The sequence below is a fragment of the Glutamicibacter sp. 0426 genome (assembly GCF_001906485.1).
GTDB classification, from domain to species: domain Bacteria; phylum Actinomycetota; class Actinomycetes; order Actinomycetales; family Micrococcaceae; genus Glutamicibacter; species Glutamicibacter nicotianae.
Genome location: NZ_MPBI01000002.1, coordinates 1 through 23,315, shown reverse-complemented (window position 1 = coordinate 23,315; position 23,315 = coordinate 1). Strand labels below are relative to the sequence as shown.

General features: G+C 62.1%; 22 protein-coding genes, 2 tRNA genes and 3 rRNA genes. 11 read left to right on the top strand and 16 right to left on the bottom strand.

Annotated features, from left to right (window positions below; translation table 11 throughout):
- A complete protein-coding gene (locus BKX98_RS05655) occupies positions 1-384 on the bottom strand; it encodes a cold-shock protein (protein ID WP_038990235.1) in 384 nt (127 codons plus the stop codon).
- Between the two features lie 255 nt (positions 385-639).
- Between BKX98_RS05655 and BKX98_RS05650 the strand changes: the two genes are divergently transcribed.
- The 5 genes from BKX98_RS05650 (at position 640) to BKX98_RS05630 (ending at position 4,551) form a co-directional block, all read left to right on the top strand.
- On the top strand, positions 640-858 hold the full coding sequence (locus BKX98_RS05650; RefSeq protein WP_143181037.1) for a hypothetical protein: 219 nt from the start codon (positions 640-642) through the stop codon (positions 856-858).
- A gap of 58 nt (positions 859-916) precedes the next feature.
- Positions 917-1,624 (top strand): response regulator transcription factor, encoded by a 708-nt coding sequence (locus tag BKX98_RS05645; protein ID WP_038990042.1) that lies wholly within the window; start codon positions 917-919, stop codon positions 1,622-1,624.
- Between the two features lie 52 nt (positions 1,625-1,676).
- Entirely contained in the window at positions 1,677-3,215 is a 1,539-nt protein-coding gene (locus tag BKX98_RS05640; RefSeq protein ID WP_038990043.1) for a HAMP domain-containing sensor histidine kinase, read from the top strand.
- A gap of 111 nt (positions 3,216-3,326) precedes the next feature.
- Positions 3,327-3,617: a WXG100 family type VII secretion target gene (locus tag BKX98_RS05635; protein WP_038990044.1), complete on the top strand. Its 291-nt coding sequence runs from the start codon at positions 3,327-3,329 to the stop codon at positions 3,615-3,617.
- Positions 3,618-3,660: 43 nt separating this feature from the next.
- Positions 3,661-4,551 carry a DUF4031 domain-containing protein gene (locus tag BKX98_RS05630; RefSeq protein ID WP_073706484.1) on the top strand — a complete coding sequence of 297 codons (891 nt, stop codon included), beginning with the start codon at positions 3,661-3,663 and terminating at the stop codon, positions 4,549-4,551.
- Between the two features lie 102 nt (positions 4,552-4,653).
- On the opposite strand, the gene groL is transcribed toward BKX98_RS05630, so the two are convergent.
- The 3 genes from groL to BKX98_RS05615 form a co-directional block, all read right to left on the bottom strand.
- Positions 4,654-6,291, bottom strand: a complete 1,638-nt coding sequence (gene groL / locus BKX98_RS05625) for a chaperonin GroEL (RefSeq protein WP_038990046.1) — start codon at positions 6,289-6,291, stop codon at positions 4,654-4,656.
- 295 nt (positions 6,292-6,586) lie between these two features.
- Positions 6,587-7,192, bottom strand: coding sequence for a LytR C-terminal domain-containing protein (locus BKX98_RS05620; protein ID WP_038990047.1), 606 nt, complete (start codon positions 7,190-7,192; stop codon positions 6,587-6,589).
- 42 nt (positions 7,193-7,234) lie between these two features.
- Complete coding sequence (locus BKX98_RS05615) at positions 7,235-7,525, bottom strand: DUF3263 domain-containing protein (protein WP_038990048.1); 291 nt, start codon at positions 7,523-7,525, stop codon at positions 7,235-7,237.
- A 156-nt stretch (positions 7,526-7,681) separates the two neighbouring features.
- On the opposite strand from BKX98_RS05615, the gene BKX98_RS05610 reads away from it, so the two are divergent.
- Positions 7,682-8,455 (top strand): uracil-DNA glycosylase, encoded by a 774-nt coding sequence (locus BKX98_RS05610; protein ID WP_083586651.1) that lies wholly within the window; start codon positions 7,682-7,684, stop codon positions 8,453-8,455.
- Here the strand turns inward: BKX98_RS05610 and BKX98_RS05605 are convergent.
- Positions 8,452-10,122, bottom strand: a complete 1,671-nt coding sequence (locus tag BKX98_RS05605) for a threonine/serine exporter ThrE family protein (protein ID WP_038990049.1) — start codon at positions 10,120-10,122, stop codon at positions 8,452-8,454. The two genes, BKX98_RS05610 and BKX98_RS05605, sit on opposite strands and share 4 nt — an antisense overlap.
- A gap of 200 nt (positions 10,123-10,322) precedes the next feature.
- Between BKX98_RS05605 and BKX98_RS05600 the strand changes: the two genes are divergently transcribed.
- Positions 10,323-11,369: an LLM class flavin-dependent oxidoreductase gene (locus BKX98_RS05600; protein ID WP_083515530.1), complete on the top strand. Its 1,047-nt coding sequence runs from the start codon at positions 10,323-10,325 to the stop codon at positions 11,367-11,369.
- Between the two features lie 56 nt (positions 11,370-11,425).
- Here BKX98_RS05600 and BKX98_RS05595 read toward each other — a convergent pair.
- Both BKX98_RS05595 and BKX98_RS16765 read right to left on the bottom strand, forming a co-directional pair.
- Positions 11,426-11,502: transfer RNA gene (locus BKX98_RS05595), tRNA-Val, on the bottom strand.
- A 17-nt stretch (positions 11,503-11,519) separates the two neighbouring features.
- Positions 11,520-11,861, bottom strand: coding sequence for a hypothetical protein (locus BKX98_RS16765; RefSeq protein ID WP_143181036.1), 342 nt, complete (start codon positions 11,859-11,861; stop codon positions 11,520-11,522).
- Between the two features lie 51 nt (positions 11,862-11,912).
- On the opposite strand from BKX98_RS16765, the gene BKX98_RS05590 reads away from it, so the two are divergent.
- Entirely contained in the window at positions 11,913-12,530 is a 618-nt protein-coding gene (locus tag BKX98_RS05590) for a GNAT family N-acetyltransferase (protein WP_073706483.1), read from the top strand.
- 27 nt (positions 12,531-12,557) lie between these two features.
- Here BKX98_RS05590 and BKX98_RS05585 read toward each other — a convergent pair whose 3' ends face one another.
- From BKX98_RS05585 to BKX98_RS05565, 5 genes are all read right to left on the bottom strand, one after another.
- Entirely contained in the window at positions 12,558-13,484 is a 927-nt protein-coding gene (locus tag BKX98_RS05585; RefSeq protein WP_223308879.1) for a hypothetical protein, read from the bottom strand.
- A gap of 2 nt (positions 13,485-13,486) precedes the next feature.
- The gene (locus BKX98_RS05580) at positions 13,487-15,121 is read right to left on the bottom strand and encodes an N-6 DNA methylase (protein ID WP_233125292.1); all 1,635 of its coding nucleotides are present in this window, start codon (positions 15,119-15,121) and stop codon (positions 13,487-13,489) included.
- A gap of 122 nt (positions 15,122-15,243) precedes the next feature.
- Positions 15,244-16,194, bottom strand: a complete 951-nt coding sequence (locus BKX98_RS05575) for a DUF808 domain-containing protein (protein WP_073706481.1) — start codon at positions 16,192-16,194, stop codon at positions 15,244-15,246.
- Positions 16,195-16,357: 163 nt separating this feature from the next.
- Positions 16,358-16,431, bottom strand: a tRNA-Thr gene (locus BKX98_RS05570).
- Positions 16,432-16,613: 182 nt separating this feature from the next.
- The gene (locus BKX98_RS05565) at positions 16,614-17,480 is read right to left on the bottom strand and encodes a thioredoxin domain-containing protein (protein ID WP_073706480.1); all 867 of its coding nucleotides are present in this window, start codon (positions 17,478-17,480) and stop codon (positions 16,614-16,616) included.
- 400 nt (positions 17,481-17,880) lie between these two features.
- Here BKX98_RS05565 and BKX98_RS05560 point away from each other — a divergent pair, with 400 nt between their 5' ends.
- The 3 genes from BKX98_RS05560 to BKX98_RS05550 all read left to right on the top strand — a co-directional run bounded on the left by BKX98_RS05560 (position 17,881) and on the right by BKX98_RS05550 (position 21,298).
- Positions 17,881-19,344 carry a trehalose-6-phosphate synthase gene (locus tag BKX98_RS05560; RefSeq protein ID WP_073706479.1) on the top strand — a complete coding sequence of 488 codons (1,464 nt, stop codon included), beginning with the start codon at positions 17,881-17,883 and terminating at the stop codon, positions 19,342-19,344.
- Between the two features lie 41 nt (positions 19,345-19,385).
- Positions 19,386-20,165, top strand: a complete 780-nt coding sequence (otsB, locus tag BKX98_RS05555) for a trehalose-phosphatase (RefSeq protein ID WP_158024662.1) — start codon at positions 19,386-19,388, stop codon at positions 20,163-20,165.
- A 65-nt stretch (positions 20,166-20,230) separates the two neighbouring features.
- On the top strand, positions 20,231-21,298 hold the full coding sequence (locus tag BKX98_RS05550) for an ABC transporter ATP-binding protein (RefSeq protein WP_038990074.1): 1,068 nt from the start codon (positions 20,231-20,233) through the stop codon (positions 21,296-21,298).
- Positions 21,299-21,421: 123 nt separating this feature from the next.
- Here the strand turns inward: BKX98_RS05550 and rrf (BKX98_RS05545) are convergent.
- The 4 genes from rrf (BKX98_RS05545) to BKX98_RS05530 form a co-directional block, all read right to left on the bottom strand.
- Positions 21,422-21,538: ribosomal RNA gene (gene rrf, locus BKX98_RS05545) — 5S ribosomal RNA — on the bottom strand.
- Between the two features lie 144 nt (positions 21,539-21,682).
- A complete protein-coding gene (locus BKX98_RS05540; RefSeq protein ID WP_038990075.1) occupies positions 21,683-22,465 on the bottom strand; it encodes an SDR family oxidoreductase in 783 nt (260 codons plus the stop codon).
- Positions 22,466-22,760: 295 nt separating this feature from the next.
- A 5S ribosomal RNA gene (gene rrf, locus BKX98_RS05535) occupies positions 22,761-22,877 on the bottom strand.
- 165 nt (positions 22,878-23,042) lie between these two features.
- A 23S ribosomal RNA gene (locus BKX98_RS05530) occupies positions 23,043-23,315 on the bottom strand; the annotation flags it as partial.

Below are 23,315 nucleotides of genomic sequence, written 5' to 3'. Positions count from 1 at the left end.
TTATGCGTCCAGATCGTCGGCTACCGCGCGAAGCACGGTAGCAACCTTCTTGCCATATGCCTGTTCAGGATAACGCCCATTGCGCAAGCTATTGGAAACGTTGTCGAGCAGCTTAATTAGATCCTCGATCAGCACGGCTTCGTCTTCGGGCTTCTTGCGCTTGGCGCGAGCTACCGATGGGGCCGCTTCCAGCAGGCGCAGGCTCAGCGCCTGCGGTCCGCGACGGCCTTCGGCAACGCCGAATTCCAATCGGGTTCCGGGTCGCAGGTCATGCACGCCTTCGGGCAATGCCGCGGCATTGACGTAGATTTCCTTGCCGTCTTCTGCGGTGATGAAACCGAAGCCCTTGGCCTTTTCGTACCACTTAACCTTGCCGCTAGGCATGATCATTTACCTCGTTCGTTCTTTAACTAAGCTGCATGGCCGAGGCCGGCTCAGCGCCATGCATATTCATATGTTCGATCCAACGGAGCCACTGCCGGAATTCTTCTGTGCTTCTTTGCCGGGTGCTCAATCTGCTGGATCGGTTGAAGTCCTTTATCTAAGATTATGTCATCACTGGCACGCGGAATTCATCTTTGCCCGCCGTTCTCGGCATTCGGCACCGCCAGCCCGGGCTCCACGGCTAAACTTGGTACCGTGAGCGATTCATCCAAAACCATGACTGCACTGTCCCGCTTGGCGATCATCATCGCCATCCTTTCCACCCTGGCGCTAATTGGAACTCTCGTCTTCTATTTCCAGGAGATCGCCATCCCGCCCGTGCTCATGCTCTTCGCGCGCGTAGGCTTGCCCATTGCATTCATCCTGGCCGCCATCGTGGTCTTCGGAAACATCGCCAAGCGCCGAAAAAGCTAAGCAGCTACCCCAGGATTCGCTCAGGAGACTCCCAGACTAATTCGGCACACTTGGATTCATGAGTCCAAAAACTGCTGAGGCAAAACTTCTCGTTGTTGACGACGAGCCGAACATCCGCGAACTGCTCTCCACTTCCCTGCGCTTTGCAGGCTTCGAAGTTGTCGCTGCCGCCAACGGGCGCGAAGCCCTCGCGGCCGTCGAGGCCGAGGAACCCGACCTGGCTGTCCTGGACGTCATGCTTCCGGACATGGACGGCTTCACCATCACCCGCAAGCTGCGCGCCGCCGGACGCCACTTCCCGGTGCTGTTCCTGACCGCCCGCGATGACACCAACGACAAGGTCACCGGCCTGACCGTCGGCGGCGACGACTATGTCACCAAGCCATTCAGCTTGGACGAGGTCGTAGCCCGCATCCGTGCCGTGCTGCGCCGCACCGCCAGCGGCGAGGACGAGAACGCGACGATTGTCGTTGCCGACCTTGAACTGGATGACGATGCGCACGAGGTCCGCCGCGCCGGCGAGATCATCGATCTCTCCCCCACCGAATTCAAGCTGCTGCGCTACCTGATGATGAATCCGAACCGCGTGCTGTCCAAGTCGCAGATCCTGGACCACGTGTGGGAATACGACTTCAACGGCGATGCCTCGATCGTCGAATCATACATCTCCTACCTGCGCCGCAAGGTGGACCGCCCGGAATGGCCAGCACTGATCCAGACCAAGCGCGGCGTCGGCTACCTGATGCGCACCCCGGACCGCCGCTAACGGCACAGGTAACGGTCCGCGCCAATAGTTGAAGGCCTTGTAAAGTCACCATATGAAGTCATTTCGAGCCCAGTGGCGCCGCACCTCGCTGCGGACGAAGCTGGTCGCGGTCATGCTTGGCCTGATGATCGTCGCGATCTTCGCTACCGCCATCGGCTCAGCGCACACGCTGAGGATCGCGATGACCAGCCAGATCGACAAGCAGCTGAACGTGTCCAAGTCGACGATGGCCTACGGGCTCAACAAGGCCTACCTCTACTCCCTGAACGAGGACAACGGCAGCCATGACGCGCTGGACGTCGATGCCACGCTGCTGGGGCTGAGCAGCGCCTACGCCGACATCCGCGACCAGGATGGCGAGATCGTCTACGTGATGCCGCGTTCGCGGGTGGGCCCATCCAACGGCACGGATTTGCCGTTGCTGAACATGGAGCAGATCCAGCAGCTGGCGGCCCACCCGAATTCCCCAGCCACGGTTCCCGGTGCTTTCCCCACCTCCGCTGGCTGGCGCACGGTCATGATCCCGCTGAAGAGCAGCGAGCTGAACCTGTTCTTGTCCCTGCCGCTGGACAATGTGAACCGCACCGTGAACCAGACCGCGGTGCTGGTGCTCTCCACCGGCACGCTCGCCGCGCTGCTGATGTCGATGATCGCCTATGGCCTCACCGGGCGTTCGCTCAAGCCGCTGATCAATGTGGAGCGCACCGCGTCGATGATCGCCGACGGCGACCTGTCCCAACGCGTGAAGGACTACCCGGCAGAGACCGAAGTGGGCAGGCTTTCCCGCTCGCTGAACGCCATGCTGGCCCAGATCGAAAAGGCGTTCAACGACCGCGAGGCCTCCGAGCAGAAGATGCGCCGCTTCATCCAGGACGCCTCGCATGAGCTGCGCACCCCGTTGGTGACCATCCAGGGCTACTCTGAGTTCTATCGCTACGGCGGGCTGGCGGATCCGGAAGCCATGGATTCGGCGATGAGCCGCATCGAAGGCGAATCCAAGCGCATGGCGCGTCTCGTCGAGGACCTGTTGATGCTCGCCCGCCTGGACGAGCAACGCCCCATGGAACGGCAGCCGGTGGACCTGCTGGTCCTCGGCCAGGACGCGGTGGAAGACACCAAGGTCCGCGCACCTGACCGCACCGTCAAGCTCGTCGGGCTGACCTCCGACCGGCCAAGCCCGGCCAGCACCGTCGGCGATGACGCCAGGATCCGGCAGATCATTGCCAACCTGCTCACCAATGCGCTGCGCTACACCCCGGAAGGTTCCCCGCTGGAAATTGCCGTGGGCGTGCGTTCACTGGTGGCCGGAACGATGGACGCAGTCGTCGAGGTCCGCGACCATGGCCCGGGCATCCCGGCCGAAGACTCCAAGCGGATCTTCGAACGCTTCTACCGCTCCGACAGCTCGCGCCATCGCGAGACCGGCGGTTCCGGACTGGGCTTGGCAATCGTCGCGGCCATCGTCCAGCAGCACGGTGGTTCGGTGGCGTTGGCTGATACCCCCGGCGGAGGCGCAACGATGTCCATCTCGATGCCCTACGTGCCGCTTCCTGAACCGAAGGCCCCGGAAGTCGACGATACCGAGGATTAGCGCCGTTGGACTTCTCCACACCCCGTGCCGGCTTGCGCCGCCACGGGGTGCGGTGTTTCTAGGGTAAGTGCATCAGTGACCGATTCACGTATTTTAGAAAGGGTGATTTCAGTGAGCACGTTCTCCACCAACACCGGTGAGATGCAGGTGAAATCCCAGGCCGTCATGAATACCATCGACCGGCTGCGCAATGAAGTCTCTACCATGCAGATGAACCTGGACCAGTTGCAAAGCACGTGGCAGGGCTCCGCCGCGGCTTCCTTCCAGTCGATCGTGGCCGAATGGCGCTCAACGCATGTCCAGATCGAAGAGGCGCTGAGCAGCATTGCCACCGCGCTGAACCACGCCTCCATGCAGTACGAGGAGGTCGAGCAGGTCAATACCTCGCTGTTCCGATACTGACCAGCGCACGCGCAGCGGCAGGATGATCAGTAGGCTTAGCCTTATGAGCATTCTGATTGACCCGCCGCGCTGGCCTGCCCACGGCACGCTCTTCGCCCATCTGGTGTCGGATACGTCATTGGCTGAACTGCATCAGTTCGCCGAGCAGCAGGACATCTCGCGCCGGGCCTTCGACCGGGACCATTACGATGTCCCGCGCGAACGCTACAACCAGCTCGTTTCCGCCGGCGCTCTCGAGGTCTCCGGCAGCGAACTGGTGAGGGCGCTGGTCAAATCCGGGATTCGGATCCCGGCCAAATACCGTCCGGAGAAATTAGGGGCGGTGCTCGCCCGCCGGTGGTCCCGCACCTTGCCTACCGAACCGCAGCTCGGATCCGAGCTGCTGGGCTGCTGGTCCCAGAGCCACCGGCACTACCATGACCGGGTGCATCTGCTCTCCGTGCTGGAAGCCATCGACTGGCTGGCCAAGAACCAGGCCGATCATGAAGAGCTCATGCTCCTTCAGCTCGCCGCCTGGTTCCACGATGCCGTCTACGAGGGAACCAGCGAAGACGAATTCAAATCGGCAATCATGGCCCGCGAGCGGCTGTGGGGAGTGCTCTCCCCCGGTGCCGTGTCGAAGGTCAGCGACCTGGTCATGCTCACCGCAACGCATGCGCCCGCAGAAACCGATCGCCTGGGACATATCCTCTGCGATGCCGACCTGGAGGTCCTGGCCCGTCCCGCCGCGGCCTACCAGCGCTATGCCGAGGCGGTCTACAAGGAGTACGAGCATCTTCCGCGCCATGTGCTTGCCGCCGGGCGCAGCAAGATCCTGGCCAGCTTGCTGGAGAAGGAACGGATCTACGGCACCCCCGCCGGATACCAGCGCTGGGATCGCAGCGCCCGGCATAATCTGCAGACCGAACTGGAACTGCTGCGCGGCTGGCTTTAGCCCGGTGCCCGTTGCACGCACAACGGCCGATGGCCCGGATCCCTTCTTGGAAGGATCCGGGCCATCGGCGCGTTGACTGCGTGCTTAGTGCATGCGGGAAGCTTAGAAGCCGCCCATTCCGCCCATGCCGCCCATGTCATCGCCACCGGCTGGAGCAGCGCCAGCAGGAGCTGGCTTATCTGCGACAACAGCTTCGGTGGTCAGGAACAGGCCAGCGATCGATGCGGCGTTCTGCAGTGCCGAACGGGTCACCTTCACTGGGTCGTTGACGCCTGCCTCGAGCAGGTTCACGTACTCGCCAGTTGCGGCGTTCAGGCCGTGGCCCGCAGCCAAGCCCTTGACCTTGTCAGCGACAACGCCTGGCTCCAGGCCGGCGTTCAATGCGATCTGCTTCAACGGGGCTTCGATGCCAACGCGAACGATATTCGCACCGGTTGCCTCGTCGCCTTCCAAGGCCAGCTTCTCGAAAGCAGCGGCGCCAGCCTGGATCAGAGCCACGCCGCCACCGGCGACGATGCCTTCTTCAACAGCAGCCTTGGCGTTGCGCACGGCATCTTCGATGCGGTGCTTGCGCTCCTTGAGCTCCACCTCGGTAGCAGCGCCGGCCTTCAGCACAGCGACACCGCCGGAGAGCTTTGCGTGGCGCTCCTGCAGCTTCTCGCGGTCGTAGTCCGAGTCGGTGTTCTTGATCTCGGCTGCGATCTGCGCCTTGCGGCCCTCGATGGCGTCGGCTTCGCCGCCGCCTTCAACGATGGTGGTCTCGTCCTTGGTGATGACGACCTTGCGAGCGGTACCCAGGACCTCCAGGCCGACGTTGTCCAGCGACAGGCCGATTTCCTCGGAAACAACCTGGCCGCCGGTGAGGATGGCGATGTCGGTCAGCATGGCCTTGCGGCGGTCGCCGAAGCCCGGAGCCTTGACGGCAACGGACTTGAACAGGCCACGGATCTTGTTCAGGATCAGGGTGGCCAGGGCTTCGCCCTCGACGTCTTCGGCGATGATCAGCAGCGACTTGTTCGACTGCATGACCTTCTCCAGCAAGGTCACCATGTCCTTGACCGAGGAGATCTTCGAGTTCACGATGAGGATGTATGGGTCCTCGAGAACGGTTTCCTGGCGCTCTGCGTCGGTGACGAAGTAAGCGGAGATGTAGCCCTTGTCGAAGCGCATGCCCTCTGCCAGCTCCAGCTCCAGGCCGAAGGTGTTGGACTCTTCAACGGTGATGACGCCCTGCTCGCCAACCTTGTCCAGAGCCTCGGCGATCAGGCCGCCGATCTCGGTGTCGCCTGCGGAGATCGAAGCGGTAGCAGCGATCTGCTCCTTGGACTCGATCTTCTTCGCAGCGGCGAACAGTTCAGCGGTGACGGCTTCTACAGCCTTGTCGATGCCGCGGCGCAGCGCGATCGGGTCGGCACCTGCGGCAACGTTGCGCAGGCCCTCCTTGACCAGTGCCTGTGCGAGCACGGTTGCGGTGGTGGTACCGTCGCCAGCGACGTCGTCAGTCTTCTTGGCAACTTCCTTGACCAGCTCTGCGCCGATCTTCTCGTAAGGCTCTTCGAGGTCGATTTCCTTAGCGATGGACACGCCGTCGTTGGTGATAGTAGGAGCGCCCCACTTCTTCTCCAGAACAACGTTGCGGCCGCGTGGGCCCAGGGTGACCTTCACGGCGTCAGCAAGGGTGTTCAGGCCGCGCTCTAGTCCGCGGCGTGCTTCCTCGTCAAATGCAATCATCTTAGCCATTGTGGCGTACGGTCCTTTCGGGACGATTTTGCGAAAATGCAACCGACAGACAGCGCCCGCGACGGACGAGTGGACCGGTGCGGCATCGGGCCAGCAACCGTTTCAGCTCTCGCTATCTGAGGTATTTTCCACGCTCCACGCGCCGCATCCGCCATCCAGCGCTTTGGACGTCCTGGTGAACGCAAAAGCCGACCGGCGTTAGCAGTCGCAACGCATGAGTGCTAATACAAATATTGGCACTCTCGCATGGCGAGTGCAAGCCGATCGGCTCTGAGCGTATGGAATTATGAACGAATTATTCGTTGAGCCCCAGGGTGTCGTCTGATCCCAAAACGACGGTGACCCGGTTCGGAATGTTGCTGGTCTGCAGGACTTCGTCGATATTCAGGACTTCTGCGGCTTTTTCAGCGGTGGTCCGGTAAGCCTCGGACATGTAGTAGACCGCGGACACCTCGGCCGGCTTGGTCCAGTTGTCGGCGACGACGCTGGTGAACCCTGCTTCGGTCATGGCTTCCTCGCCCGCGTTGGCCAGGCCGGCGACGCTGGCCGCGTTGTAGACGCCAATCAGCTGGCCATAGAGGACGTCCTCGTCATCGATGGTGCTTGATGGCGATTCGGATTCGCTCGGTGCTGCTTCCTCGGAGGACTCGGCCGTCTTTTCCTGGGATTGCGAGGTTTCGCTTTCAGCCGAAGTCGCAAGGGTCTCCTTGAGCTGCGGACCGAAGATGAAGGACAAGGCACCGATCACCAGCACGAGCACTGCGGTCAGCACTACCCAGCGCAATTTCCCACCGGTTGACTTTGACGCGGCGGACTGCGCCCATCCGTGGGCGTGGTGCGAACCCACACGGGTGCTGAATTCCGGAACGCGATCAAATTCGTCACGCGGGTAGTTGGTCATTCTCGTCCTTGCTCGAGGTCTGGTTGGTCACGGCAGGCAGGGTTATCGTCCCGTGCCGACCTTACCGCCCACGCGACGTTTTGTAGAACGTGCTCTGCGCAGGCGCTTGACCAACATCGGGTCGTAGGCCAGTGCCGCGTCGGTTTCAATCAGCTGGTTCAGCAGCTGGTAGTAATTCGTCGGCGACATCGAAAACTGCTTGGTAATGGCTTGTTCCTTGGCCCCGGCATACTTCCACCACAACTTTTCCAGGTTGAGGATCTGTTGCGAACGCTCGTCCAATTCCGAATCCGGGTTCATCACGAAATCCGCCAGCAATCCATTCTCAGCCATACGTTCTCACCTCGGTTCTTGGATCGGTTTTCTCGGGTTTCGGCTATGCATGCAATCCACCACCGGTAGATATACCACCGATATTCTAACCAATCTGCTTGCCTAACACCGTGTGGCCGAGCACAGGCACGCCAGAAAAACGGCACAATTGCCTCTATGGACGATATGCAGCCAGCACTTTTCGACGCTCCCGAGCCAGCCGCGGCGCCCGTGTATGAAGCGGCGGATTTCCCGTTCTACCACGGCGCAAAATCCATGGCCGACCACGGGTTTATTGCCGAAGACTGGGTTCCTGCGCTCAGCCGCCAGGACGCGCTGCTGCGTCGCTTGGCCAGCGATTTGGCGGCCCGCTCGGCCGCCGGCGAACAGATCCTTCCAGCGCCGGAGGTGATGTTCCGCGCACTGAGCTTGCCATTATCCGAGGTCAAGGTCCTAATTATTGGCCAGGACCCCTATCCGACGCCCGGCCACCCCAACGGCTTGGCCTTCGCGGCGAATAAGCAGGTCCGCCCGCTGCCGCGTTCCCTGGCCAATATCTACAAGGAGCTGCAGGCCGATCTCGGTCTGGATCCGGTCCCGCATCCGGATCTGGGTCCCTGGCTGTCCCAGGGAGTCTTGCTGCTGAACCAGGTACTCTCGGTGACCGCGGGCAATGCCGGCTCGCACCAGAAGCTGGGATGGGCGCCAATCCTGCAGGCGATCCTCCAGGCGCTGGATGAGCGGCCGCTGCCTTTGGTGGCGCTGCTGTGGGGCAATCATGCGCAGAAGCTTTCCGGATCCCTGCCCAACGCCGTGCAGCTGCAAAGCGCCCACCCCTCGCCGCTGTCCGCCTCGCGCGGCTTCTTCGGCTCCAAGCCCTTCTCGAATATCAATCGGCTCCTGTCCGATAGCGGACAGGAGCCGATCGACTGGTCATTGCCGAGAACTTAGCGTCGGCGGATGCGCCGGCGCTCGCGCCGGGCGGTAGAGGTCAACGGACGGCACAGCGTATCGCCGAAGACGACCCCGCCAGCGATGGAAAGCATGATCGCCATCGCGTTGAACATTTCCACCAGGCCGGTGGCCATGTCTTCCACGTTGATGACGATTCCGTACATTGCGCGGAAGATCATCAAGCCGGGAAGCAGGAACATGACCGCGGGGGCCGCCAGCACCAGCTGCGGGGACCTGAGCTTGTCCGCGGCCAGCCGGGCGGCGAAACCGATCACCGTGGCAACCAGCGCCGGGGTGGCCCGGTCACCGAGTCCAATGCTTACGGCCAGCAGCTGCACCAGGTAGCCGCCAACAGCAATGCCGGCAGTAGGCAGCAGCAGGCGCAGCGCGCTTTGCTCGGTGACCGCACCGGCAACGATGGCCACACCCACCAGGATCACCAGCAGCCAAGCCGGATACTCTGTTGTCGCGATCTGGTGGACATCGACCTTTTCCCCGCCGAGCAGATCCGAGATCACCAACGCCGTGGCAATGCCGCAGAGGATCGCCCCGTAGATCAGGCTGGCAGAGAACAGGCGGCCTACCGCGGTCACCGGGAAGCCGTTGATGGCATCTTGCAATGCCGAGACGAACCTGCCCGACGGGAGCAGCAGCAGGATGCCGCCGGAAACCACCAGCGCCGGATCCAGGGGTGCATGGAATTGGTGCCCCAGCAAGGCGATGCCCGTGACCGCCAAGGTCGAGGCGGCGATGGTGAAGAACTCGGGCACCCGCCAGCGCGAACCGTACCGCCCGATCTGCGTCACGAGGCTCGAAGAGATCATCGCCACCAGCGCGCCAGCCCAGGAACCGCCAATGAACAGCACGAACGCGGCGGCGAACACTGCCCGCCCGCAGGCGACGATCCAACGCGGGAACGGCTTGGGTTGCCGGGTGATCTCCTTTAGCCGCTTGGCCGAGGCGGTGCGCGATACGCCGCCGGCGATGATGTCCGAGACGAGCTCGTGCACCAGCACCATGCCGGCGTAGTTCGCGGTGTAGGAGCGGACCACGCGCAGCACCGAATAGCTTTCGGCATCCGGCGGGCTGTAGTTCAAATGCAGGGACTGGTTGGTGATGTCCACGTCCAAGTGGCTCAGGCCCAGTGCCGCGGTCACCGCGATGATGCTGGTTTCCACTTCCAGGGCGCCTGCGCCGTAGCGGATCAGGGTCTCGCCCAAGTCCAGCGCGAATTCCATGGTGCGCCGGTTGGATGCGTCCTGGTCCACATTGATCTTGGGGTTGGCATAGGGCGTGCCCTGGAGGCGCTCGACGATGTTCAGCGCCTGGGTGGGAGGGGTGTCCGAGATCCACATTTTCGCCAGCAGGCGGCGGGCCACCGGGTTGGCGCGGGTAGGCATGAGGGTGATGCCCTCATCGGTGGTGTGGACCTGGCCGGTGCGCCACTCGATATCGGAGGCATCGGCAGCCGCCACATTGGCGCTGACCGCGGTGTTGAGCGGCAGTTCCGAGGCCATGGCAGGCTCTTCGGCGGGTTCCGCCGGATGGAAGCCCATATTGATCTCACTAGTGGCAATGCGGGGCAAGGCGCCAGCGGCAGGAGCCGGATCCTCGCCTGCGGCAGTCGACTCGGCGGACTGCTCCTCGCTAGATCGATGCGCCACGAATCACTCCCCCTCAACCAAAGTTTTTCCCATGGGATTCACCATACAACCCGTGCATGGAAAGTTGGCCGGAACGTGGTGCATTCGCGAGGTATCCCCGGACACATTCAGGGGTATTTTCGGCCACTGGAATACTGCCGGTCCGCAGTTGGTTGCACCAAGCGGAAGTTAGATGTGTTTGCATATATTCGGAGGTTCCAGTGACTACGCAGTTCCCCTTGCCCGAGATCGGCGCCGAGACCTTCGGCGACATCACCGAGGACGCCGACGGCAACCCGCTGAGCCATGCCCAGGTGATCCGCAATGTCATCACCGAAGGGCAGCAGGCCGAAGCCTCGAATCTTGATTTTTTCGGCGTGGGCGAGCACCACCGCGACGACTACGCCATCTCCTCCCCCGAAATCGTGCTGGCCGCGCTGGCCAGCACCACGCAGCGCATCAAGCTGGGCACCGCGGTAACCGTGCTCTCCAGCGATGACCCGGTGCGCGTCTACGAACGCTTCGCGACCTTGGACGCCATTTCCAACGGGCGGACCGAGATCATCGCCGGCCGCGGCTCCTTCATCGAATCCTTCCCGCTGTTCGGCCTGGACCTCGAGGACTACGAGGACCTGTTCGAGGAGAAGCTGCATCTGCTGGCCAAGCTGCGCCACGGCGCACCGGTGTCATGGCAGGGAAAGCACCGCTCTGCCCTGCGCAACCAGCAGATCTACCCGCTGCTGGAGGGCAAGCCGCTGACCACGTGGGTGGGGGTCGGCGGCAGCCCGCAGTCGGTGATCCGCGCGGCCCGGCACGGCCTGCCGCTGTGCCTGGCCATCATCGGCGGCCAGCCTTCGGCGTTCGAAGGCCTGGCCACCCTCTACCGCCGCGCGCTGGAGGAATTCGGCCAGGAGCAGCTGCCGGTCTCGGCGCACTTCCATGGCCTGGTGGCTGGCAGCGACGAGGAAGCCCTGGAAACGCTCTGGCCCCATTACCAGCGCACCATGAACCGGCTGGGGGCCGAACGGGGCTGGCCACCTGCCAGCAAAATGCGCTTGCAGGCCTCCATGGGACCGGAGGGAGCCATGATGGCCGGCAGCCCGGACACCGTGGCGCGGAAGATGGCCAAGGTGGCCCAGCAGCTGGGCCTATCCCGCGTCGACATCAAGTACTCTGCGGGCTCCTTGCCGCACGAGGCGATGCTGGAGAGCATCAAGCTGCTTGGCGAAGAGGTCAAGCCTCGGGTGCACCAGCTGCTCGGAGCCTAGCTTCCGGACTGTGCCGGAGACGACGAAAGCCACCGCATTGCGGTGGCTTTCGATTTTGGTGGATCTTACTGGACTCGAACCAGCGACCTTTCGCGTGTGAGGCGAACGCTCTAACCAACTGAGCTAAAGATCCATCTGCGCCCTGACTTGCTAGCCAAGTGCATAAGCAATCCTACCGGGGAAACGAGCCCCGCTCCAAATCGGCCCCGGCTCAAGCCGCCGGATCCCTGCCCCAAACACGCCGATGTGCCGCATCGAACGCCGCGTTGAATCCCAGCGGCTTGGCCAGTGAGTAGAACAGAAAAACAATGCCGAATGGTTTATTTGGGATTCACCTGAAAGTACCCTTTTCCACTTGTCAAAAAGGGACTTCAGGCTCCATAATTTTTCTAGCTCATCGAGCTCAAACTGGACCCTACAAGGAAGTTGCCGGAAGCCGCCGGCATCGGTCCCCTCAAGGCCAACGAAACCGCGCAGTGGATTTTGATCCACCGCGCAAAGCCTCATCTTTCGTTCGTTCTTAGCTTTTAGGACCGTACCCCAGTGTTTGAAAACCTGAACTTTTCCTTGTCATCCCTATGCGTTCTGCCAGCCCAGCGCGATGAATTGGCGACCCTCTACACCGTGGTCGACCAGCGCTGGCATCAGAAGTTCGATCGCCTCAGCCTCCTGGTGACCGTGCGCGACCAGGGCACCCTGGTTGCCGCCGGCCTGGTGCACGACTCCATCGTGGCGCCGACGTCCTCGATGAACGCGGTGGAACTGGGCTGCATGGCCGTGCGCGCCGACTACCGCCGCCTGGGCATCCGCCAGCATGTGACCTCATTGCGCCTGGCCCATGCCCTGCGTTCGGGCAAGACCCCGATCAGCGTCATCGATTCGCAGAACCCTGCCTCCTGGGCCTTCTACGAGCGCTCCGAGCTGTGGCAGCGCGAGCGCAGCTTCGAGCACGAGGGCCGGCTCAAGTTCATCTACCGGGCCACCGAAGCCGCCTGGCAGTGGGCCGCGGACCTGCCGCAGGCTTCCGCCGACCAGGTAGCCATCCGGCTGCCCGGCGCCGCGCAGCCGGTCCCGAGCCTGGCTCTGCCCGCCAGCCCGATGCACCGCTTCGCCGCGCAGTTCGGCTCCGAGGATCCGGCCTCCGCCGTGCCGGTGATGTGACGGCCTGGGACGGCTTTCTGGATCAGGCTAGAACAGGGCGTCCTGCTGCTCGTCCACCATGGCGTGGCCCGGCAGCGGGGCGACTTCGCCGGCCCGGCGAGCGCGAGCTGCCTCGTGCAAGTCGATCGGGGTGACCTTCAGGACCGCATCGACCATGGCGTTGAGGAACTGCGGGGCGGCAATGTCGGCAGGCACCGGGGCATGGACGCACTTGACCTCCGGCTGCTCGGCCGCATCATCCCAGTCCACCAGCAGCAGACCGGTTGCGGTGTAGCCGAAGCCGTCGCCGAAGTCGCGCAGCTTGCGGATCATGTCCACGGTGCGGCGGAAGGCGGCCGGCTCGGATTCCAGGATCGTGGCGCGCTGCACGAAGAAGAACCCGACGGCGGCCAGCGGGTACCGGGCGCGCAGGTTCGCCGCGTCGCCGTAGGCCTCTTCATAGCGGTTGGCCAGATTCTTGCCGAAGGACGAGGTCATCGCCTTGGTGCTCAGCAGCAATTCGGGGCCGGTGGACCAGTGGGTCATCACCACGTCGGTCTGCTTCATGTAGGCGCGGCCCAGGATGCGCGCGTCGGTGCTGCCCGCCTTGCCCGCCATGATCGACTCGTGCACCTCGTCGGCCAGCCGCTCGGGCAGCTTGCGCAGCAGCTGGAGGATGTCGCTGGACAGCACCCGCGGCGCTTCGGGGCGCGGCCAGACCAGGTCGGCATCGAAGCCGGCACGGCGCAGCTCGTGCGCCAGCCAGGCATCCACGCCCTGGGCGAAGCGGCCCGAACGGGTGACGGCCTTGGAACGCACCGGGATGCTCAGCAGCCGCTCGAGCACCGCGTAGGACGGGTTGAATTCCCCGGTGACCGCGCCATTATCCAGCCAGGGCGAATCCTTTGGCGCGGACATCAAGGTGGCATCGAATTCGGCGAAGGCCAGGGTCTTCTCGATCGCAGGATTGGCCACGCTTATCCCTTCACTGCTTTGCTTCGGGCCTTGCGGCGTTCGAGCATGTTCATCCGCGCCGCGCGCAGCGCCTCGATCGCTTCCGGCTCCAGGCCGAGCAGCGCCTTGAGCACCACGGAATCCACCAGGTTCGCCGCTTCCTGCTTGCGCCCATGGGCCAGCAGCTCGCGCACCTCGGGCTTGATGGCGCGCAATTGCGGGGCATGGCGCTGCACCATGCCGATGGCCGGGACCGGCAGCTGGTCGGCTTCGCGCGGCTCCAGCTTCAGGATGCCGCCGCCGTAGGAACGTCCCACCATTTCGGCGCCGAGCATGGTCAGCGTGTTCAGCGACGCCACCGGAAGCAGCTCGCGGCCCAGCTCGCGGGCATCGGCACCCAGGTACACCCCGTGGATCGAGTTGATATGGTGCACCCCGGCCTCGTTGGCGGTCAGCCGCGGGGTATCGGCGTTCATGTAGGTCATGAACAAATCCGGCACCGACAGCACCGGCACCCGCCACCACGGCGAGCGCACCCGGCACTTGTAGGCCGCATCCACGTTCAGCAGTTCGCCGCTGGCCACGAAGCGCGCGCCGGCGCCGCTGGGTTCCGCGGCGGGACGGAACATCCAGGCCGCCGCCCCGTGCGCTGCCAGCTTTTCCCAGCCCTCCTCGCTCAGCTCCAGCCCGCGCAGGTGGCGCGAGCCCGGCGGCGAGATGCGGATCAAATCCTCGTCGGCCAGCCCCAGCTCCTGGACCTGCGCGGCGGAAAGCGTGAACCACTTGTTGTTGCCGGTGACAGCACCCAGCGAGGTTTCGCCCCAGGACTGCAGAGGAGCCATCCGGCCGGCGGCCAGAGCCGCGGACAGGATCCCCTGCGCTTCGAGGCCCACCAGCGATCCTGTCCAGCGGTCGTTGCCGCGTGCCGGGGTGTGCCGGGTGCCAGCGCCCAGGGTGTGCAGGTCATGGGCATTGCGGAATTGGTGCAGGCTGAAGGAATCGCTGGAGCCCTGGCGGTACCCCTCGGCCAGCAGCAGCACCACTTCTTCCTGCGCGTCGGCAAACAGGCGTTCCTCGAAGACTGCCAGGTGCACGCTGGCGAAGCGCTCGAGCAGCATCTGGCGCACCGGCCCTGCGTAGTTCACGAACATCAGCTCTGCCGGAAGCACCAGCGCCAGGCGCCCGCCGTCGGCCAGGAAGCTGGTGGAGTGCACGACGAAGGCCGCCCAGATGCTGGCCAGCTCGTTCAGCTCCACGCCCGAGGCCTTGGCCGCGGCGCGCGAGAGTTGCCGGTCGGCACCGCGGTGCAGCTGGTAGCGCACATAGGGCGGGTTGCCGATGACCGCATCGAAGTCTGCGTGCCCGGGAACCTCGAAGAAGTTGGCCTGTTCGATCTGCGCGTCGATCCCGGCGGCCTGCATCCGCGCACGGGCCGCCTGCACCGATGGCTCGTGCAGCTCCAGGCCCACCAGTTCCACCGGGCCCCTGCCGTCGTCCAGCACCGCGTTCGCTGCGGCCAGGAATTGCGCATCGCCGCAGGAGGGTTCCAGAACCCTGCTGCCGTGCTGCCCCAGCGCCCACTGCGCCATGAAGCTGGCCACTGGTTCCGGGGTGAAGTAGGCGCCGCGCGCATGGCGGGCGGTGGCCGGATCAGTCAATTCTCTACTCAACACTCATCGATCTTTCCACGCAGGCCAGACAGTTTGGCTGGCCCAGAAGACCGGGTCCGGGCTGCAACTTCTCTATTCTACGTGCGCGGGACGCCCGCTGATTTCCGTTCCTAGTGGGCGGCTTCGGCTTCGCCCTTGCGGCGCAGCTTCTGGATGCCCAGGACGATGGCGGTAATCACCGAGCCGATGATGAAACCGGCCAGGCAGGAGAAGGCGGTATTCACCAGCCAGCCGAGCATGGCGCCGGCCTGGCCGGTTGCGTCGTGGACCAGCAGCTCCACATGGTGCACGAAGCCGTACGGCGCATGCCAGCCGAGCTCGTCCATGCCGACCAGCAGCAGGTGCCCACCGACCCAGAGCATCGCGATCACGCCGACCTTGCTCAGGATGGACATCACGATGGGCATCGCCTTGACCAGGCCGCGGCCGATCTTCTGCGAGAGATGGCGCGGCTTGGCGGCCATGTGCAGGCCGATGTCGTCCATTTTCACGATCAAGCCCACGGCGCCATAGACCACGACGGTCATCAGGATCGCGATCACGACCAGGATCAGCGCCCGGTTCAGGAAGGATTCGTGCGCCACCTCATTCAGCGAGATGACCATGATCTCCGCAGAGAGCACGAGGTCGGTGCGCACGGCCGAACCGATGATCGCTTTTTCGTCGCGCACGCCCTCCTTGCCGCCCGGAGTGTGGTGCTTGATCGCGCCCATCGCTTCGAGCAGCTTCTCGGCCCCTTCGAAGACCAGATAGGCGCCTCCGACCATCAGGATCGGGGTCAGCGCCCAGGGGGCGAACTGCGAAAGGATCAGAGCGACCGGAAGGATGATCAGCATCTTGTTCCGGATGGAGCCAACGGCGATCTTCCAGATGATCGGAAGCTCGCGCTTCGGCGAGAGCCCTGCCACGTATTGCGGGGTGACTGCCGCATCGTCGATCACGACACCCAGGGATTTGGTGCTGGCCTTGCCAGCGCCCAGCGCGATGTCGTCCAGCGATGCCGCGGTGACTTTCACCAGGGCGGCCACGTCGTCCAATAGTGCTGCAAGGCCTCCGGCCATGGTCGGCTCCTCAAATCTAGGTTCTGCGCAGAATTCTACCGGCGGGATCCTAGAGCCTGCCACAGGCGCGAGGTTGCATCGGGCACAATCCGGGGTGAAAACGAAAACCGTGCCATGAAAACTCATCGGCACGGTTCCAGCTGCTGGTCCAAGACCAGATCAGAGCCCCCTACCGGATTCGAACCGGTGACCTTCAGTTTACAAGACAGACGCTCTGGCCAGCTGAGCTAAGGGGGCGTACCGGATAAGAATATCGGAAAACCCCTCGGCACTGCGAATTGGCGCAGCCGCGCAGCGCATGCCCGATTAAATGCCAATGGGAAGGAAGCCAGCATTGGCTTCCTTCCCATCGACCGGGTGCGAGATCACTAAGGATACTACCGGATCCCGAACAATTGTCCAGCGGTGGCTGGATGGGCTTACTTGTTGGCAGCGATGGCTTTCTCGACCTCGGTCGGGAAGTCTTGGGTTCCCAGTGCGAACTCCTTGCCCTGGATGAAGATCGAAGGGGTGCCGGCTACGCCGTCGTACTGGCCAGCGGTCGTGGCGTACTGGACGAATGGACGGAACTTGCCATCCTCGATGCACTTGGTCACGGAGTCAGCAGCGCCGTTCTGGATGGCCAGGTCCGCAAGCTCGGCGTTCTTCATCTCGCCCTCTGGGTAGTGGCCCCACAGCGCCTTGACGAAGCTCATGTAGGCAGCTGGGCTCTCGTCGGCAACGCAAGCCAGTGCGTTGGCGCCGCGCGAGGAGAAGTTGGTTGGCGAACCACGGTCCAGGTAGCCGACGTTGCGGTATTCAACGGTGACATCGCCATTGGCCAGCCATTCTTCGATCTGGTCGCCGTAGGTGGCCTCGAAGTCTGCGCAGTGGACGCAGTTGGCGTCGACGTACATGGTGATATTGATCGGCTCGCCCTTGTCAGCCACCGTCAGGTCGCGCGGGGTGGCAGGATTCGGCGCTTCGGCAGGCGCTTCAAGGGTCTTGATGTCCACGTTCTCGATGGTCTTCTGTGCAACGGTGTCTGGCGAGGTGACCATGATGCCGCCCGCTGCGGTACCGCCCTGCGGCACGGCGCCGGCGTCGGCAATCTTGGCGTTGTTGTTCTGCACGATCAAAGTAACTACCAGTGCGATGACCACAATGACTGCAGCCAAGACACCCAGCTTCACGAAAAGCGACTTGCGCTTCTGGGCGGCTTCTTGCGCGGCACGCATCTGCGCCGCCTTCTCACGGGCACTCGCGGTGCGCTCCGCCTTCGATGGGCGCGGGTTATTCGTAGACATGTATTTGGCGTTTCCTTGGTCAGCGGACAAGTATCATCTGGAGTCAAGCTTAGCCAATTCCCGGGGTCCGTATCCGTGAAAACTCAAGATTGATCCACCTTCACAGGACTCACATATCTTCCGCATACAGCCCCCAAAGTGCCCTTCACGGCTTAACTTGAGCGTTAAACCAAGTGACCAGCGGAAATGGTTTGTCTACTGCCATTGCCATCCTGAGTACACGGCATCTGCGCAAAAGTGACGCGTATGACGGTGCAATCCGCCCCATCGTTCCCTTACCAGCCAGTTTTCATTAGGCTAAATAGCAAGAGCGAGGAAATTAGACGAGAAGTCATTCACTCAGAACCGACGAATCTGCACCACGCCGGTGAATCAGATTGAATAAACCAGGAGGTTTGCAGTGGGTAACCCAGCGCCGAGTACAAAGACCGAGAATTCCTACGATTTCGTGGTTGTGGCCAACCGCCTTCCGGTGGACCGCATCACCAATCCTGACGGGTCGCAAGGATTCCAGCGTTCGCCCGGTGGCTTGGTGACGGCCCTGGAACCTGTTATGGCCGCCTCCGAAGGCGCTTGGGTGGGCTGGCATGGCGGTATTGGCGAGGAGCTGGAGAGCTTCGACAAGGATGACATCCATCTGGTTCCGGTCCCCCTGGATGAAGATGACTTGACCCAGTACTACGAGGGCTTCTCCAACTCGACGCTGTGGCCGCTCTACCACGACGTGATCGTGCCACCGGAATACCATCGCACCTGGTGGGACCGGTACAAGAGAATCAACCGGCGATTCGCCGATGCAGTACTGGGTATTGCCGCTCCGGACGCGACCGTTTGGGTCCACGACTACCAGCTGCAGCTGGTTCCGCAGATGCTGCGGCTGGCACGCCCTGATCTGAAGATAGGCTTCTTCCTGCACATACCGTTTCCGGCAGCCAGCCTGTTCTCGCAGCTGCCGTGGCGCACGCAGATTCTGGAGGGGCTGGCCGGGGCTGATCTGGTCGGATTCCAGCGTGAAACCGATGCCAGCAATTTCCTGCGCTGCCTGCGCCGGTTCACCGGCTACTCGACCAAGGGCGATGTGGCGTCGCCGCCAGCCGGCAACGAAATGCAGAATCTCTGCCGTGCCAAGGCCCATCCGATCTCCATCGATACGGAGCACATCGCCAAGCTATCGCGCGATCCGCAAATCATCGCCCGCGCGGCACAGATCCGCCATGAGCTGGGCAACCCGAAAACCATCATGCTCGGCGTGGACCGCTTGGACTACACCAAGGGCATCCGCCACCGCCTGAAGGCCTACGGCGAGCTGCTCTCCGACCAGACGCTGCGCGCCGGCGACGTCTGCCTGATCCAGGTTGCCAGCCCCAGCCGGGAAAACGTGGACAGCTACATCGAGCTGCGCGACCAGGTGGAACTGATGGTCGGCCAGATCACCGGCCAGCATGACACCCTGAGCCACACCACCCTGCGCTACCTGCATCAGTCCTATCCGCTGCGCGAAATGATCGCCATGTACCTGGCCGCCGACGTCCTGCTGGTCACGGCTCTGCGCGATGGCATGAACCTGGTGGCCAAGGAGTACGTCGCCGCTCACCAGGATGGCCGCGGCGTGCTGGTGCTCTCGGAGTACACCGGTGCTGCTGATCAGCTGACCCAGGCGGTACTGGTCAATCCCCACGACATCGACGGGATGAAGGCCAAGATCGTGGAAGCGGTCCAGATGAACGAGACGGAGCAGGAACGCCGGATGAAGCGCATGAACCGCCATTTGGCGCTCAATGATGTTTCCAAATGGTCCGATGATTTCCTGGCTGAACTGGCCGAGATCAATGCGGCCACCTCCGTGCACGAAATCGTTCGCTAAGCAGATTCCCGCGGGAATCGTGATCCTTGATGAGGAACGCATTGCCAGAACTAGATCCTTCCCTGCATGCCGCGCTGGCTGAGTTTGCCGAGCACGAGCGGGTGCTCGTGGCTTTGGACTTTGATGGAACGATGTCCCCGCTGGTCGACCGGCCGCAAGATGCCCGGCCGCTGCCTCAGACCGCTGCCGCCTTCGAGCAGCTGGCGGCCAGCCCCGGGGTATACACCGCTGTAGTGTCGGGCCGTAACCTGCAGTCCTTGCGCGAGGTCTACCCGCAGCTGCGTCCAGGGATTTGCATTGGCTCGCACGGCGCCGAACGTGTGGTTCCGTCCCGGTTGGGTGCAAACTGGCAGGATGAGCCGCTGACCGCCGAGCAAACCGCACTGCTTGGAACAGTGACCCAGCGATTGGAGCACGTCGCGGCAGCGCATGAGAACGCCAGCTTGGAGTACAAGCCGTCGGCCACGGTCCTGCATGTCCGCCAGGCACTGCCGGATGCGGCTGCCAAGGCCTTGGCACAGGCGCGGCAAGCCCTTGCTGATTTGGACGGTGTGAAACTGCTCGATGGCAAGGCGGTCTTGGAAGCCACCGTGCATCACGGCGACAAGGGCCAAAGCCTGCAGTGGCTGCGTGAGACCCTCGACGTGCAGGCGGTCCTTTTTGCTGGCGATGACGTCACCGACGAGAACGGATTCAGGGTCCTCGGCGCGGAAGATGTGGGCATCAAGGTGGGATCCGGGCCAACAGCGGCAGCGTATTCTATCTCTTCGCCTGCTGATCTGCCAGATCTTTTGAAAAGTCTCATTTCCATGCGAAACTGAAGTGTCCCAATTCACTTTCACTACGGATCGTCGGGCACGTACCTGCCCGTGAAAGGATTGTCATCATGGCAACTGTGACCTTTGAAAAGGCCACCCGCATTTACCCGGGCGCACTTGTGCCCTCCGTCGACGCAATCGACTTGGAAATCCAAGATGGAGAATTCCTTGTTCTAGTTGGCCCCTCGGGTTGCGGCAAATCCACGACTCTGCGCATGCTTGCAGGCTTGGAAGAAGTAAATTCCGGCCGCATTCTCATTGGCGACAAGGACGTGACCAACGTTCCGCCAAAGGACCGCGACATCGCCATGGTCTTCCAGAACTACGCGCTGTACCCCCACATGACCGTCGCCGAGAATATGGGCTTTGCCTTGAAGATCGCCGGCGTCGACAAGGAAGAGCGCAAGCAGCGTGTGCTGGAAGCAGCCAAGCTTCTGGACCTGGAGAAGTACCTGGACCGCAAGCCCAAGGCCCTCTCGGGCGGCCAGCGCCAGCGTGTGGCCATGGGCCGCGCCATTGTTCGTTCGCCCCAGGTGTTCTTGATGGACGAGCCGCTGTCCAACCTCGATGCAAAGCTGCGAGTGCAGACCCGTACCCAAATTGCTTCGCTGACCCGTCGTCTCGGAGTCACGACCGTATACGTGACCCACGATCAGGTGGAAGCGCTGACCATGGGCGACCGCGTTGCAGTGCTCAAGGACGGCGAGCTGCAGCAGGTAGGCACCCCACGCGAGCTCTATGATCGCCCACGCAATGTGTTCGTCGCAGGTTTCATCGGTTCCCCTGCCATGAACCTGGTGCAGCTGCAGTCGTCCAATGGACAGGTGGCTTTCGGTTCAACCACCATCGACGCGCCGGGAGCCCAAGGTGGAACGACTTTGGGCTTCCGCCCAGAAGACATCGAGATCGTCAGTGCCGGCGAAGGCGTCGAGATTGTTGTAGACGTGGTTGAAGAGCTCGGCGCAGATGCCTACATCTACGGCTCAGCGGAGCTGGGCGGCAAAACCCAGATGGTAGTTGTTCGTGTTGATGGCCGTACGCCTCCTGCACGTGGAGCGCGCATCAACATTGCACCAAATATGCAGCACGTGCACCTGTTTGATACTGAAAGCGGTCTGCGTTTGGACAACGCCTAGTACCTGCAACATCGGCGGCTCGGAAATGAATTTCCGAGCCGCCGATGAATTTAAACGGTGGCGTACCTTCTCGGTTAAGCATCGAAGGCCCCGAACTCTCGTTCGGGGCCTTCGGCAAATTATGCCCGGCGATGACCTACTCTCCCACACCCTCCCGAGTGCAGTACCATCGGCGCTGTGGGTCTTAGCTTCCAGGTTCGGTATGGAGCTGGGCGTTTCCCCCACGCTATGATCGCCGTAACTCTATACCTCATGGATAACCATGGGAAAACTACGGTGTCATTCGCGATTGCGACAACTCCATAACTATATCAAGCACGCAGGGGTTGCGCCACTTCAGAACCGGTTAGCAGCAGTGTCCTTCGCCATACTCAGCTGCCAGGTCTAGCTCCAGATGTTATCCCCGCGCAACGTCGCCTCCGCACCGCCGTCGCAGTAGATGGTTTGGCCGGTGACGTGAGTGTTTTCTTCACTCGTCAGCCACAGGAGCAGCCTGGCGATCACCACAGCCTCAGAGTGGTAGTTCAGCGGCATCGGCACATTCTTGTCGACCATTGCTTTGCCTTCGTCGGTGGCCAGCAATTCGCGAGTCATGTTGGTGATCACGGTGCCAGGAGCCACAGCATTCAATGGGATTCCTGCGCCGGCCCACTTCTCCGTGATGCATTCACGGCGTACCCAGCGGCTCAGCGCGCGCTTGGAGGACGGGTAGTTCAAGTAGCCGGCTCCAGGGCCAGCGGCTTCCAGCTCTGCGCCAATGGCCAGGGATGCCTCTTCGTCGCCCGTAAGCAATGCTTCAACCAGTTCAGCGGAATTCTGCTGGATCGAAGCCATCGAGGACACGACGGCCACACGCGGTGCCTCCGATTGCCCCAGAGCTGGCAGGAGGCCTTCCAGATACTCGGTAACACCGAAGTAGTTTACCGATACCGTAATTGCCTTAGGAGCCGAAATTCCCGCGGCAGCGATGACAGCGTCAATCTTGCCTTCGGAAAGCTCTAGAGTCTGCTTGATGGCGCTTTGCCGGCCTTCCTGAGTCGACAGGTCAGCCGCGACGTCAGTATCACGTAGATCAACGCCGATGACCTTGTGCCCACGTTCGCGAATCAATTCAGTTGTGGCTGCACCAATGCCGGAAGCAGCGCCAGTAACGACATAAGTTCTCACGTTTGGTTTCCCTCTTTCGCAATTGGAAGATGAGTCGAGAGACCATCGATGAGTCAGTCGCGGCCTCGCTCATATCCCACACTAGGCCTATTTTCGGTGTCCTCTTGAACTACGATGCCTAAGTCAAGCATTTGTGGTCGCAGGTCGACACGGCAGCGGCCAGCGGCCAGCGGCCAGCGGCCAAACCCCCTTAAACACGAACAGGCCAGGCAATAGCACCTGGCCGCACTCCTGCGGGTTAAACAGGTGAGGCTCCAACCATCACTGGCTAGAGCCTCAAACCCACTTAGGTTAAGTCCGGCGGTGACCTACTCTCCCACACCCTCACGAGTGCAGTACCATCGGCGCAATGGGCCTTAGCTTCCGGGTTCGGTATGGGACCGGGCGTTTCCCCCACGCTATGACCGCCGTAACAATCACGAAGCACACAAACCAAATATTTCCTGGTCAGTGTTTTCCGGTGCTACAAAGTCTTGTAACTCATCTTGCATTTATTGGCTAGAGGTTGTTGTCTCGTAACCGCATAGTGAACGCGAACAGCACTGAAAAATATCAGTTCAAATTATTGTTTTATTGTGTGTTGAAAGCCATCGGCCTATTAGTACAGGTCAGCTGCACAAGTCTTCAGTCCTTGCTTCCACATCCTGCCTATCAACCCAGTGGTCTAGCTGGGGGCCTCTCACACACAAAGGTGCATGGAAATCTCATCTCGAAGCAGGCTTCCCGCTTAGATGCTTTCAGCGGTTATCCCTTCCAAACGTAGCTAATCAGCGATGCACTTGGCAGTACAACTGACACACCAGAGGTTCGTCCGTCCCGGTCCTCTCGTACTAAGGACAGCCCTTCTCAA

Bases quoted from the DNA above. Each gene is read 5' to 3' on its own strand.
- BKX98_RS05655 (WP_038990235.1), bottom strand. From the start codon at position 384: ATGCCTAGCGGCAAGGTTAAGTGGTACGAAAAGGCCAAGGGCTTCGGT.
- BKX98_RS05645 (WP_038990042.1), top strand. From the start codon at position 917: ATGAGTCCAAAAACTGCTGAGGCAAAACTTCTCGTTGTTGACGACGAG.
- BKX98_RS05640 (WP_038990043.1), top strand. From the start codon at position 1,677: ATGAAGTCATTTCGAGCCCAGTGGCGCCGCACCTCGCTGCGGACGAAG.
- BKX98_RS05630 (WP_073706484.1), top strand. From the start codon at position 3,661: ATGAGCATTCTGATTGACCCGCCGCGCTGGCCTGCCCACGGCACGCTC.
- groL (WP_038990046.1), bottom strand. From the start codon at position 6,291: ATGGCTAAGATGATTGCATTTGACGAGGAAGCACGCCGCGGACTAGAG.
- BKX98_RS05620 (WP_038990047.1), bottom strand. From the start codon at position 7,192: ATGACCAACTACCCGCGTGACGAATTTGATCGCGTTCCGGAATTCAGC.
- BKX98_RS05615 (WP_038990048.1), bottom strand. From the start codon at position 7,525: ATGGCTGAGAATGGATTGCTGGCGGATTTCGTGATGAACCCGGATTCG.
- BKX98_RS05610 (WP_083586651.1), top strand. From the start codon at position 7,682: ATGGACGATATGCAGCCAGCACTTTTCGACGCTCCCGAGCCAGCCGCG.
- BKX98_RS05575 (WP_073706481.1), bottom strand. From the start codon at position 16,194: ATGGCCGGAGGCCTTGCAGCACTATTGGACGACGTGGCCGCCCTGGTG.
- BKX98_RS05565 (WP_073706480.1), bottom strand. From the start codon at position 17,480: ATGTCTACGAATAACCCGCGCCCATCGAAGGCGGAGCGCACCGCGAGT.
- BKX98_RS05550 (WP_038990074.1), top strand. From the start codon at position 20,231: ATGGCAACTGTGACCTTTGAAAAGGCCACCCGCATTTACCCGGGCGCA.